The 12,855-nt window shown below is 71.2% G+C and carries 13 protein-coding genes; 11 read left to right on the top strand and 2 right to left on the bottom strand.

The genetic code is table 11. The annotated features are described in order from the left end of the window. The 4 genes from treS to ABZ016_RS42500 all read left to right on the top strand — a co-directional run. Positions 1-1,361: maltose alpha-D-glucosyltransferase (gene treS, locus ABZ016_RS42515; RefSeq protein WP_356922164.1), on the top strand; the 1,361-nt coding region annotated here is incomplete at its 5' end. Between the two features lie 28 nt (positions 1,362-1,389). Next, a complete protein-coding gene (locus ABZ016_RS42510; RefSeq protein WP_356922163.1) occupies positions 1,390-2,751 on the top strand; it encodes a maltokinase in 1,362 nt (453 codons plus the stop codon). A 3-nt stretch (positions 2,752-2,754) separates the two neighbouring features. Further along, on the top strand, positions 2,755-4,962 hold the full coding sequence (gene glgB, locus ABZ016_RS42505; protein ID WP_356922162.1) for a 1,4-alpha-glucan branching enzyme: 2,208 nt from the start codon (positions 2,755-2,757) through the stop codon (positions 4,960-4,962). A gap of 111 nt (positions 4,963-5,073) precedes the next feature. After that, complete coding sequence (locus ABZ016_RS42500) at positions 5,074-6,162, top strand: glutamate--cysteine ligase (RefSeq protein WP_356922161.1); 1,089 nt, start codon at positions 5,074-5,076, stop codon at positions 6,160-6,162. A gap of 28 nt (positions 6,163-6,190) precedes the next feature. Here ABZ016_RS42500 and ABZ016_RS42495 read toward each other — a convergent pair whose 3' ends face one another. Next, a complete protein-coding gene (locus ABZ016_RS42495) occupies positions 6,191-6,424 on the bottom strand; it encodes a DUF6480 family protein (protein ID WP_356922160.1) in 234 nt (77 codons plus the stop codon). A gap of 150 nt (positions 6,425-6,574) precedes the next feature. On the opposite strand from ABZ016_RS42495, the gene ABZ016_RS42490 reads away from it, so the two are divergent. Together ABZ016_RS42490 and ABZ016_RS42485 are read left to right on the top strand one after the other, a co-directional pair. Beyond that, positions 6,575-8,476: an AMP-dependent synthetase/ligase gene (locus ABZ016_RS42490; protein ID WP_356922159.1), complete on the top strand. Its 1,902-nt coding sequence runs from the start codon at positions 6,575-6,577 to the stop codon at positions 8,474-8,476. A 116-nt stretch (positions 8,477-8,592) separates the two neighbouring features. Beyond that, complete coding sequence (locus ABZ016_RS42485; RefSeq protein ID WP_356922158.1) at positions 8,593-9,027, top strand: ATP-binding protein; 435 nt, start codon at positions 8,593-8,595, stop codon at positions 9,025-9,027. A 59-nt stretch (positions 9,028-9,086) separates the two neighbouring features. Here the strand turns inward: ABZ016_RS42485 and ABZ016_RS42480 are convergent, their stop codons facing one another. Beyond that, the gene (locus tag ABZ016_RS42480; protein ID WP_356922157.1) at positions 9,087-9,458 is read right to left on the bottom strand and encodes a PRC-barrel domain containing protein; all 372 of its coding nucleotides are present in this window, start codon (positions 9,456-9,458) and stop codon (positions 9,087-9,089) included. Positions 9,459-9,800: 342 nt separating this feature from the next. On the opposite strand from ABZ016_RS42480, the gene ABZ016_RS42475 reads away from it, so the two are divergent. From ABZ016_RS42475 to ABZ016_RS42455, 5 genes are all read left to right on the top strand, one after another. Next, a complete protein-coding gene (locus ABZ016_RS42475) occupies positions 9,801-10,202 on the top strand; it encodes an STAS domain-containing protein (protein ID WP_356922156.1) in 402 nt (133 codons plus the stop codon). 262 nt (positions 10,203-10,464) lie between these two features. After that, positions 10,465-11,352 (top strand): STAS domain-containing protein, encoded by an 888-nt coding sequence (locus tag ABZ016_RS42470; RefSeq protein ID WP_356922155.1) that lies wholly within the window; start codon positions 10,465-10,467, stop codon positions 11,350-11,352. Then, complete coding sequence (locus tag ABZ016_RS42465; protein WP_356922154.1) at positions 11,349-11,765, top strand: STAS domain-containing protein; 417 nt, start codon at positions 11,349-11,351, stop codon at positions 11,763-11,765. The genes ABZ016_RS42470 and ABZ016_RS42465 overlap by 4 nt, the downstream gene beginning before the upstream one ends. After that, positions 11,765-12,205 carry an anti-sigma regulatory factor gene (locus ABZ016_RS42460; protein ID WP_356922153.1) on the top strand — a complete coding sequence of 147 codons (441 nt, stop codon included), beginning with the start codon at positions 11,765-11,767 and terminating at the stop codon, positions 12,203-12,205. Before ABZ016_RS42465 ends, ABZ016_RS42460 begins: the two co-directional genes overlap by 1 nt. After that, a partial coding sequence (locus ABZ016_RS42455) for an anti-sigma regulatory factor (protein ID WP_356922152.1) occupies positions 12,205-12,855 on the top strand: 651 nt, incomplete at its 3' end. The genes ABZ016_RS42460 and ABZ016_RS42455, both read left to right, overlap by 1 nt.

Genomic DNA, 12,855 nt, shown 5'->3' with positions numbered 1-12,855 from the left:
ACCACACCAGCGACCAGCACCCGTGGTTCCAGGAGTCGAGGAAGGACCCCGACGGGCCCTACGGCGACTACTACGTGTGGGCCGACGACGACAAGGGCTATGCGGACGCGCGGATCATCTTCGTCGACACCGAGACGTCGAACTGGACCCACGACCCGGTGCGGGGCCAGTACTTCTTCCACCGCTTCTTCTCGCACCAGCCGGACCTCAACTACGAGAACCCGCGTGTGCAGGAGGAGATCCTGGCCGCGCTGAAGTTCTGGCTGGACCTCGGCATCGACGGATTCCGGCTGGACGCGGTGCCGTATCTCTACGCGGCCGAGGACACCAACTGCGAGAACCTGCCCGCCACCCACGCGTTCCTCAAGCGCGTCCGCCGCGAGATCGACGCGCAGTACCCGGACACGGTGCTGCTGGCGGAGGCCAACCAGTGGCCCGAGGACGTCGTCGACTACTTCGGCGACTATCCCAGCGGCGGCGACGAGTGCCACATGGCCTTCCACTTCCCGGTCATGCCGCGCATCTTCATGGCCGTACGACGGGAGTCCCGCTACCCGGTCTCGGAAATCCTGGCCAAGACCCCGGCCATCCCCTCGGGCTGCCAGTGGGGCATGTTCCTGCGCAACCACGACGAGCTCACGCTCGAGATGGTCACGGACGAAGAGCGCGACTACATGTGGGCCGAGTACGCCAAGGACCCCCGCATGCGCGCCAACATCGGCATCCGCAGGCGTCTGGCTCCCCTGCTCGACAACGACCGGCACACCATCGAGCTGTTCACCGCGCTGCTGCTGGCCCTCCCCGGCTCACCGATCCTCTACTACGGCGACGAGATCGGCATGGGCGACAACATCTGGCTCGGCGACCGGGACGCCGTCCGGACACCGATGCAGTGGACACCGGACCGCAACGCCGGCTTCTCCGCCTGCGACCCGGGCCGCCTCTTCCTGCCGGCGATCATGGACCCGGTCTACGGCCATCAGGTCACCAACGTCGAGGCGTCGATGTCGTCACCCTCGTCGCTGCTGCACTGGACCCGGCGCATGATCGAGATCCGCAAGCAGAACCCGGCCTTCGGCCTCGGCACCTACACCGAACTTCCCTCCTCCAACCCGGCCGTGCTGGCCTTCCTGCGGGAGTACGAGGACGACCTGGTGCTGTGCGTGAACAACTTCGCGCGATTCGCCCAGCCGACCGAGCTCGATCTGCAGGAGTTCGCCGGGCGGCACCCGGTGGAGCTGTTCGGCGGAGTCCGCTTCCCGGCCATCGGCGAGCTGCCGTACCTGCTGACCCTCGGGGGCCACGGCTTCTACTGGTTCCGGCTCAACCGAGTCGCATCGCGCATCGGCCGGCGACTGTGAGCACGCGCCGGCGAAAGGAGGCGTGACCATGCCGAAGACGGCATCCGTCCGCCCGGGCGCCACGCGCCTGGCCGAGCCCATGGAGTCGCTCGGCGTGCTGCTGCGTGACTGGCTGCCGCGACAGCGCTGGTTCGCGGGCAAGGACCGGCCCGTCACCGAGCTCGGCCTGCTGTCGATGACCGAGCTGTTCCCGGGCTGTCTGCACCTGCTGGTACATGCCGGTCACACGGGCGTGCCCTCGCCCGGCGGGGCTCTCCCGGCCGGTGACTGCTACCAGTTGCTGCTCGGCGTACGGGAGCACCCGTCACCGCGCCTCGGCCGGGCGCTCATCGGACAGGTGCAGGACGGGCCGCTGGCCGGCCTGACGGTCTACGACGCACTCCACGCCCCCCGTTCGGCCCAGCTGCTCCTGGACCGGCTGCGGCTTCCCGGTACCGCGGGCCCCCTGCGCTTCGACTGCGACCCGGACCAGCAGGTGCCCGCCGGGCTGGTGCCGCGGCTGCTGGACGCGGAGCAGTCCAACTCCTCGCTGGTGTACGGCGACGAGTACATCCTGAAGGTCTTCCGGCGTATCCAGCCGGGCGTCAACCCGGACCTGGAGGTGCCGGGCGCGCTGGCGAGCCAGGGCTGCCACCGCGTCCCCGCGCCCGTGGCCTGGTTCCAGACGAAACATCCGTTCAAGGCCACGCTCGGCGTGCTCCAGCCGTATCTGCGGGACGCCTCCGACGGCTGGACGCTGGCACTGCACGCCCTGGCCGCCGGCGACGACTTCACGGTGCAGGCCCGGGCGCTGGGCGCGGCCACGGCGGACGTGCACCTCGCGCTGGCCTCGGCCTTCCCGGTCGGCGCGCCCGGGGAGAACCGGCGTACGGCGACGGCGATGACCGAGCGGCTGGACGCCGCCGCGCATTGCGTGCCCGCGCTCCAGCCGTTCGTGCCCGGTCTGCGGACCGCGTTCGCCGCCCTCACCACCTGCGACCCCGGCCCGCCCGCCCAGCGCATCCACGGCGACCTGCACCTGGGCCAGGTGCTGCGGGCCGGCCGCGAGTGGTTCGTCATCGACTTCGAGGGCGAGCCGTCCCGGCCGCTCTCCGAACGGCGCAGCGCCCACTCCCCCGTGCGGGACATCGCCGGGATGCTGCGCTCCTTCGACTACGCCGCCCGGCAGCGCCGCCCCTGGCGGCCGGAGTGGGCGCGTCGCTGCCGCGAGGCCTATTGCGCGGGCTATGCCGCCCGCGCCGGCTGGGATCCCCGCAAGAAACACGGACTGCTCCGCGCCTACGAGACGGACCGGGCCGTGTACGAGGTGCTGTACGAGGCACGGCACCGCCCCGACTGGCTGCCTGTACCGATGGCGGCGATCGAGCGCCTCGCTGTGAGAGGAGACTGAGCCGTGGCCCTGCGTGACACCTCAATCCCGGAGCCGTCCGGCCCGGTCCCGAGTACGACCGCGCCCGCCCTGAGCCCGGAGGACCGAGGGCGCCTGCTGGCGGGTGCCCACCACGATCCGCACGCGCTGCTGGGCGCCCACCCCGTCCCGGGCGGGATCGCGTTCCGGGCGCTGCGGCCCTTCGCCCGTTCCGTGAGCGTGGTGACCGGCGGGCAGCGCACCGCCCTCGTCTCCGAGGGCGACGGCCTGTTCTCGGCCGTGCTGCCACTGGACGCGATCCCCGAGTACACGCTGCACGTGGCGTACGAGGGCGGCGAGCAGGAGGTGCACGACCCGTACCGCTTCCTGCCCGCGCTCGGCGAGCTCGACCTGCACCTCATCCGCGAGGGCCGGCACGAGCAGCTCTGGCAGGCGCTCGGCGCGTGGCCGATGATCCACGAGGGCGTGGCCGGCACCCGGTTCACGGTGTGGGCGCCGAACGCGCAGGGCGTGCGGGTCGCCGCGGACTTCACCCACTGGGACGGCACACAGTTCCCGATGCGGTCCCTGGGCGCCTCCGGGGTGTGGGAGTTGTTCCTGCCGGGCGTCGGCGAGGGCACCGCCTACAAGTTCGAGATCCACTCCCGGTACGGCCACCGCTTCCTCAAGGCGGACCCGATGGCGCGCCGCACGGAGGAGCCGCCGAACACGGCGTCGATCGTGACGGCCTCCCACTACGAGTGGGGCGACGCCGAGTGGATGGCGCATCGCGCGGACACGCCGGTGCACGAGGCACCGTTCTCGGTGTACGAGGTGCATCTGGCGTCCTGGCGACCTGGGCTGGACTACCGGCAGCTCGCCGAGGAACTTCCGGCGTACGTCAAGGACCTCGGTTTCACGCACGTCGAGCTGATGCCGGTCGCCGAACACCCCTTCCACGGCTCCTGGGGCTACCAGGTCACCGGGTTCTACGCGCCGACCGCCCGGCTGGGCTCCCCGGACGACTTCCGGTACTTCGTCGACGCCTGCCACCGGGCCGGCATCGGCGTGATCATGGACTGGGTGCCGGCGCACTTCCCGAAGGACGACTGGGCGCTGGCCCGGTTCGACGGGGATCCGCTGTACGAGCCCGGGGACGACCGGCGCGCCGAGCACCCGGACTGGGGCACGTACGAGTTCGACTTCGCCCGCACCGAGGTGCGGAACTTCCTCGTGGCCAACGCGGTGTACTGGTGCGAGGAGTTCCACATCGACGGGCTGCGCGTGGACGCGGTCGCCTCGATGCTCTATCTGGACTACTCGCGCGAGGACGGTCAGTGGGAGCCCAACGCCTTCGGCGGCCGGGAGGATCTGGCGGCCATGGGCTTCCTCCAGGAGATGAACGCGACCGTGTACCGGCGCGCTCCCGGAGTGGTCACGATCGCGGAGGAGTCCACCGCCTGGGGCGGGGTCACCCGGCCCACCGACACCGGCGGGCTCGGTTTCGGGCTGAAGTGGAACATGGGCTGGATGCACGACTCCCTGGAGTACCTCGCCCACGAGCCGGTGCACCGCAAGTACCACCACCACGAGATGACCTTCTCGATGGTGTACGCCTACAGCGAGAACTACGTCCTGCCCATCTCCCACGACGAGGTCGTGCACGGCAAGCAGGCACTGGTGTCGAAGGCACCGGGCGACTGGTGGCAGCGGCGCGCGAACGTCCGTGCCTACCTGGGCTTCATGTGGAGCCACCCCGGCAAGCAGCTGCTGTTCATGGGGCAGGAGTTCGCGCAGGGGGCCGAGTGGTCGGTGGAGCACGGGCCGGAGTGGTGGCTGCTCGACGACGGTTACCACTCGGCCGGTGACCACCGGGGCGTGCGCGATCTGGTCCGCGACCTGAACACGGCGTATCGGGCGACCCCGGCGCTGTGGCAGTGCGACACCCGCCCGGAGGGCTTCCGCTGGGTGGCGGTGGACTCGGCCGACGACAACGTCTTCGCGTTCCTCCGGTACGACTGCGAGGGCAACCCCCTGCTCGCGGTGTCGAACTTCTCCCCCGTCGTCCGGCACGCCTACGACCTGTGGGTCCCGGACGTGACCGACGTCTGGCAGGAGAGCCTCAACACCGACGCCACCCGTTACGGGGGCAGCGGCGTCACCAACGCGGACCCGGTGAAACGAGAGGACGGAGGGATCCGGATCACGCTGCCTCCGCTGGCCACGGTGTGGCTGACGCCGTTCGCTCCGTGAAGTCCTGCCGCGCCACCAGGTGTCCTCCCGCCCGTGAGGGGCACTGGGGGTCGTACCACCGGGAGAACCCGGTGGTACGAGGCGGCACGGGCACAGAAGGGCGGGCATCAGGTGCGCACCGTCGGAGTGGAGGAGGAACTCCTCCTGGTCGATCCGGAGACCGGGGAACCGCGAGCGCTGTCCGCAGCGGTGCTCGCCCGGGCCGCGCAGGACGACGCGGATCAGGACGTCTTCGAGAAGGAACTCCACGAGCAGATGCTGGAGTTCGCCACTCATCCGCAGTCCTCCATGGAGAGCCTGCACGCGGAGATCGTCCGCTGCCGCAAGGAGGCCGCCCGGCACGCGGGGGAGATCGGCTGCACCGTCGCGGCGCTCGCCACCTCCCCGCTGCCGGTGAGCCCCGCCGTCGGCGTCAACCGGCGCTACCAGTGGATGGCGGACCAGTACGGCATCGCCACCCGTGAGCAACTCGTCATGGGGTGCCATGTGCACGTCTCGGTCGAGTCCGAGGACGAGGGCGTCGCGATCATCGACCGGTTGCGGCCCTGGCTCCAGGTCCTGAAGGCGATCAGTGCGAACTCGCCGTTCTGGCAGGGCAGTGACTCGGGCTACGGCAGCTACCGCAGCCGGGTGTGGCTGCGCTGGCCGTCGGCTGGTCCCACGGAGATCTTCGGGTCGGCCGAACGCTACCACCGCCTGATCGCGGACATGGTGGCCACGGGCGCCATCCTCGACGACGGGATGATCTACTTCGACGCCCGGCTGTCACAGCGATACCCGACGGTGGAGATCCGCGTCGCGGACGTCTGTCTGCACTCCGGCACCGCGGTGCTGGTCGCCACGCTCGTCCGTGGGCTCGTCGAGACCGCCGCACGCGAGTGGCGGGCCGGCCGCGAACCGCTCGACCACAGTGTCAGCCTGCTGCAGCTGGCCGACTGGCAGGCCGCCCGTTCGGGTCTGACGGGCGAACTGCTGCACCCGCTGACCATGCGGCGGATGCCCGCGGAGGCAGTCGTCCGTGCCCTGCTGGACCACGTCGAGGAGGCCCTCGCGGACACCGGTGACCTCGACCGGGCGCGGACCGCCTGCGAGGAGCTGCTGCGGGACGGCAACGGTGCCCAGGTGCAGCGCGCGCTGATGGAACGCACGGGGAGCCTGCGGGACGTCGTCACCGAGTGCGTGCGCCACACCCAGGCGTGAGGCGTCCCGGCCGCGGGGCGGTGCGGGCTCAGAGGATCAGGGCGAGGGCGTAGGCCAGGAAGAACGCCGCGATCAGCACCACCAGGACGATGATCACGGTCAGTGGGCCCTTGGACCAGCCCTTGGTCGGGTTGTGTGTCTCCCGGGGCCCCGCCTCGGGCAGGCTGCTCTCCGCGGGCGGGGTCTCGCCCGGCGGTACGCCGCCGCCGGGCTCCAGGCCGGGGGTGCGTTCGGGTTCGGGATCGGGGCTGATGTGACTCATGCCGTCCGGGTCCCCCCTCTCGCCGAGATCATCAGATGAACCACTTCCGTATTTCCCGACCACTGAGGGGCTCTCCTCGACTACATTCGAGCCCCGCCGATGACGGTACCCGTCGGCAACGTCACACCCCGTACACGTCAGGAGCAGTGCATGCGCGACCTCGCCGTCGCTCCACCGGCCGTTACGCCCCTGACCGGCGGGCTCGCCGACAGCGTCTTCGAGACGGCGGACCGCGAGCCCACCCGGCCGCTGCTCGCCCGCCGCGCCGACCCCGCCTCCGCCCGCTGGGAGGAAGTGACGGCGATCGAGCTGCGTGACGAGGTGGTGGACACGGCCAAGGGCCTGATCGCCTCCGGGATCGCGCCGGGCCACCGCGTGGCGATCATGGCACGCACCCGGTACGAGTGGACGGTCCTGTGCTACGCGCTGTGGGCGGTGGGGGCCGAGGTCGTCCCGGTGTACCCGACGGCGTCGCGGGACCAGGTCGAGTGGATCCTGCGGGACGCCGGCTGTGTCGCCGTGGTCGTCGAGGACGAGCAGGGCGTCATGACCGTCGGCTCGGTGTGCGCGTCCCTGCCGTTACTGCGTCACGTCTGGCAGCTGGACGCCGACGCGCTGGGGGAGCTGGCGGTGCGCGGGGAGTCCGTCCCGCTGGCCACGGTCGACTCGATGCGCCGCATCGTGCTGCCGGACTCCACGGCCGTCGTCGCCTACACCTCCGGCACCACCGGCCACGCCATGGGCTGCGCCCTCAGCCACCGCAACCTGGCCGCCCCCTGCGACACGCTGCTGTCGGGCTGGGGGCACACCGCGGCACCCCCCGGTGAGCAGGGCTCCGTGCTCGCCTTCCTGCCCTTCTCGCACGTGTACGGGCTGATGATCCAGGGCTTGTGCCTGCGCGGTGGTCTGCTGATGGGGCACCAGGCCGACCTGGACGGGGAGGCGCTGTCGTCGGCGCTGCGCTCCTTCCGGCCCACGTACTTCTACGCGGTGCCGTCGGTGTTCGAGAAGATCTACAAGAACTTCCTGCGCACGGCCCAGCAGGGGGGCCACGCCGGGCTGTTCGAGCGGGCCGCCGAGACGGCGCGGGACTTCGCCTCGGCGCTGGAACGCCAGCGGCTGGGCCGGGGCCGCGGGCCCGGCTTCGACCTGCGGCTCCAGCACGCGCTGTACGAGCGCACGGTGTACCGCAGGCTGCGCGCCGCGCTGGGCGGCCGGGTGCGCCGGGCGACGTCCGGCGGCTCCACCCTCAGCCGCGACCTTTCGCTGTTCTACGAGGGCATCGGCATCTACGTGCACGACGGGTACGGCCTGACGGAGACCGGCGGCGGGGTGACGATGCAGCCGCTGGGCCGGGAGAAGTCGGGGACTGTCGGGCAGCCGCTGCCGGGCACGGAGATCCAGGTGGCCGAGGACGGGGAGATCCTGGTGCGCGGCCCGTCGGTGTTCCAGGGATACCTGGGTGACGACGGCGCCACCCGGGCCGCGCTGCGCGGCGGCTGGCTGGCCACCGGGGACCTGGGACAGCTGGACTCCGAGGGCTACCTGACGATCACCGGCCGCAAGAAGGACATCATCATCACCAGTAGCGGCAAGAGCGTCGCACCGGCCGCCCTGGAACAGCGGCTGCGGATGCATCCGCTCATCCACCAGGCGGTGGTGGTGGGCGACGACATGCCCTGTGTCGGCGCCCTGATCACACTGGATCCGGACTTCCTGGCGCACTGGCGGGCGGCGCTCGCCCTCCAGGGCGAGATGCGGGAGGCAAGGGAGGAGAACGCGCTGCGGGAGGAGGTCGCGCGGGCCGTCGCGGCGGCCAACAGCTCGGTGTCCCGGTCTGAGTCGATCCGGGTGTTCCGGGTCCTGCCGGAGCCGTTCGACGTGACCAACGGACTGCTGACGCCCTCGATGAAGCTGCGCCGGGACGAGATCGTGCGGCACTACGCGTCCGAGATCGACGCCATGTACCAGTCGCGCAGGCGTCCCGGGCGGGCGGCGATCACCGCGGACGACGCATCGAACTGGGACGACTCGGACAATGTGTTCCGCTGAGCCCGGAGCCGGACGCGTAGGCCTCGCGCCCTCGGGAACACGCAACAGTGGCGACGCAAGAGAAAGGACGACAGCCCTGACGACAGCCCTTGCTGGCGCCGGGCCGGAAAGGCGATATGTCAACCGAGCCGCGTGGGGATGACGCACTGACCTCCGAGGAGATCCCGAGCCGCACGAACAGCTTCGTGGGCGAGCCGCACGACGTGACGGGTGCGCGGCTCGCCGCGGAGGAGTTCCTGCGTGATCTGGCACGCTCCTCGCCACCCTCTGCCCCCGAGTACTGGGACGACATCCTGTTGGTGGTGACGGAACTGGCCGCCAACGCCGTGCAGTACGCGCCGGGTCCGTTCGCGCTGCGGATGCGCCGGACCTTCGACGGGGTGCATGTGGTCCTGCACGACACCAGCACCACGGAGCCCGCCCCCCGCCCCTTCGATCCGCGCAGCGGTGGCGGCGGAATCGGCTGGCACCTGATCCACACCCTGTGCGACCAGGTCAGCGTGGTGACCGACAAGCGCGGCAAGGACGTGCACGTCTTCCTGCCCTGGTGACCTTCGTGCCCTGACGAACCGGGAGGGTCACGGGCGCGGTGCGCCCGTGACCGGTTCGCTCAGACCGAGGCCGTCTCGCGCGGCGGCAACCGGTCGTAGTAGTCGCCCACGGTGGTCAGGTACTCACGGTCCCTCGTCTCGCTGTCCGTCTGGAAACGAGGCGCCGCCTTGGCGTCTCCCCTGCTGCACGCCAGCATGACCTTGCGAGCCTGCGGATCGACCGCGGTGACGACTCCGGCCGGTACCAGGACACTGCGGCCGAACACCCAGACGCCGGTGTCGACGACCAGGTGCCGCATGCCGTGCGGGGCCGCCTCCCGGTCCACGTGCCCGATCGTGCCGTCGGTCGCGGCGACGGTGAACCCGGTCAGGTCCTGCCCCTCGACGTGACCGCTGTGCGGCGCGTACGACCAGATTCTGTCGATGGCCACGCTGCTCCATCCTCCCTGGGGGTGTGCGGATCTCGAGCCCGGACGGACGGTTCCCGCCCGCCCCTCTCCACAGCAGCAATTACCCCCCTGCCGCAAGCGCATTCGGCACACGGCCCGCCGGTCCCCGGGACCGTCGTCGGCCCGGTTCGGACACTTCGTCGGCGAGAGGGCATGGAGTGCTGTTTCCGGGGTAACCGCGGGGCGCGGTGAAAACGGAGACCGGCAGTGAAGGGAGGCACATGAGAAACGGCATCAGAGCCCGCCCCAGGACCGGCATCGCCCCGCACCGCGGTCATCCGCAGAGGTGACCTGCCCAGGCCGTAGCACTTGTTGGAGGTACCCGTGCCCCTCGCCCAGAACCCGCTGTCCGTGGAAGTCGAACTGCCCCGGGAGGACGTGGCCCTGATCACGGTCGACGGCTACCTGGACGTCGACACCGCGACCGAGTTCCAGGCCCATCTGGCCAACCAACTCCACCACGGCCGACGACACTTCCTGCTCGATCTGTCGTCCGTCCCGTTCATGGACTCGTCCGGGATGAACATCATCCTGCGGGTGTACCAGGAGACCCGCGGGGACGGCGGCAGTGTGCAAGTCATCAGCCCGACTCCGGCGGTACGGCGCGTCCTGGACCTGACCGGCGTCAGCATCACGGTGCCGATATCGGAGAACCTGGACGAGGCCCTCGCCCGTGTCGACGAAGGGCCGGCCGTCCCTGAGGAGCCGGGGCAGGAAGGCATCTGACGAACCGGGGGCCCTTCGGTCACGGCCCGCACGACCGGCGGCCAGGTGCCGTCGCTTCGCCCTGCCCGGAAGTCGGTTCACCCTGCGCGCGCTGGTGACGACGGTGGCCGAACCGCCGTTCCCCGGCCCCTGACCGCTTGCGACGGATCAGGTGTCGTACGAGGTCGGCGCATGGTTAGAGTTGTCGCCCGGCAAGTGTCACAGCGCCGTCTCGTTGCCTGAAGCGGGTGCGGCCGCGCAACGCGGATGAGGAGAGAACCAGGTGCCGGAGCACGAAGCGGACGGACAGCTCGCCACGCCCACGCACGAGGTGAGGGACTTCCTGCACCGCCGGCGTGAGCAGATCGTCCAGCGGTGGGCGGACGAGCCGCTGTTCCGCGCCGTGTTCACCGTCTCGCGCGACGAGGCGGTGGAGGCGGGCAAGGCCGTCGTGGACGCGCTGGCCCAGGTGGCCGACTCGGAGCAGGTGGAGGACCCGGACGCGGCGGGGTTCAGCGGGGTGCGCGAGCAGCTGGGCCGGATGGGCGCGGCTCGCTCGCGCGCCGGGTTGTCCAACACGCAGGTCTCCAGCGAGCTCGCCGCGCTGCGGCCGCCCGTCGAGAACCTGCTGGCCGCAGATCTGCAGGAGGCGCCGCCCGAGCACCTGCGGGCGTGTTCGACGACGCTCACCGTGCTGATGGGCACCCTGCGGCTGGTGGCGATGCAGACGGCGCTGAGCGAATGGCAGGCGCTCAGCGACCGGCAGCGGATGCAGCTGATGGAGGTGGCCACCCCCGTCATCCGGCTCTGGGACGGCATCGTGGCCGTGCCGCTGATCGGAACGCTCGACAGCGCCCGCAGCCAGGTCGTGATGGAGACGCTGCTGAACGCCATCGTCGAGCAGCAGGCCCGGTTCGCGATCCTCGACATCACCGGGGTGCCGACGGTCGACTCGCTGGTGGCGCAGCACCTGATGAAGACGGTTGCGGCCGCGCGGCTGATGGGCGCCGAGTGCATCGTCTCGGGCATCCGCCCCGCCATCGCGCAGACCATCGTCCACCTCGGCCTGGACCTGGACGTGATCACCCGCGCGAGCCTCGCCGACGCGCTGGGGTACGCGCTGCACGAGCTCGGCGCGGGCATCGTGAAGCCGGGTGCGGGTCAGCGGTGAAGGACGCCTACTCCGGTCCCGTGACGGGGCACGTGCCGGTGCTGCGTCTGGGCGACGTGCTGCTGGTCACGCTCCAGGGGGACCTGCACGACAGCACGGCACAACAGCTCCAGCAGGACCTCGCTGAAACCATCTCCCGTACCGGGGTGCGCGGTGTCCTGATCGACATCTCCGGCGTGGAGATCGTCGACTCCTTCCTCGGCCGGGTGCTGGCCGAGATCGCCGCGCAGGCCAAGCTGCTGGCCGCGCGGACCGTGGTGGCCGGTATGCGCCCCGCGGTCGCCATCACACTGGTGGAGCTGGGCCTGACGCTGCCCGGGCTGAGCACCGCGCTCAGCACCGAGGCGGGCATGGAGCTCCTGTCGCAGCAGGCCCCGTCCGGTCCGGGCGATCCGCGTCAGGAGAGTCCGTGATGCACACTGCCGCGGGCGTGGAGGCCTGCCTGCCCATCCGGTCCGACATCGACCTGGTGTGGGTGCGACAGCACGTGCGGCAGGCCGCGGCCCGTCTCGGCTTCGGTCTGGTGGACCAGACCAAGCTGGTCACCGCGGCCAGTGAGCTGGCCCGCAACACCCTCGTGCACGGCGGTGGCGGACAGATGACGGCGACGCAGGTGAGCAGCGGGGGCTCGCCGGGGCTCCGGCTGGCCTTCACCGACGAGGGGCCGGGCATCGCGGACCTGGAGCTGGCTCTTAGTGACGGGTACACCTCCGGCGGCGGTCTGGGCATGGGTCTGAGCGGTGCGCGGCGCCTGGTCCACGACTTCGACGTCGACAGCACACCGGGCTCCGGCACCACCGTGCGGGTCACCTGCTGGGTCGCCCGGCCGCCTCGTCCGCGCGAGGGGGCCTGATGCCGCGCCTGTGGGACGTCCCGGTACGCGACTCGACCCGGGTGCGCGACGCGCGGGTCGCCGCGGAGGGCGCGGCGGCCCTGGCCGGGCTCGACGAGCGGCGCACCGCGGCCGCCGCGCTCGTCTCGACCGAGCTCGCCACGAACCTGCTCAAGCATGCCGAGGGCGGTCAGGTGCTCATCGACGTCGTGGACCCTCCCGTGCTGCGGGAGGGCGGTGCGGAGTCCCGGGTGGTGCAGATCGTCGCGATCGACCACGGCCCGGGCATCCGCGACATGCCGACGGCGCTGCGGGACGGTTTCTCCACGACCCGTTCGCTCGGTGCGGGTCTCGGCACGTGCCTGCGGCTCGCCGACAGCTTCGACCTGCACAGCACGCCCGGCCGCGGCACCGTCGCGGTGGCCCGCGTGGGCACCACGCGGCGGGGTGACGACGTGCCCGCCGGTCCGGCCGTGACGGTGTGGTCCGACGGGGTGTCGGGCAGCTGGGGCGAGGAGTCCGGGCGCGGCGCCCCGGACTCCGTGTGGTCCGGCGGCAGGACCTCCGGCTCCGGGTCCTGGCCGTCCGGCGTACCGGGCGGCACCTCACAGGGCGCCGCGGTCACCGCGACAAGGCGCTGCTCGCCACCAAGGGCGGCCTCGTCGTGGACG

Origin of the sequence: Streptomyces sp. NPDC006372 (assembly GCF_040612515.1) — a bacterium.
GTDB lineage: Bacteria > Actinomycetota > Actinomycetes > Streptomycetales > Streptomycetaceae > Streptomyces.
Note: the sequence above shows the minus strand (reverse complement) of the source record. Positions and strands in the feature narration are given on the sequence as shown.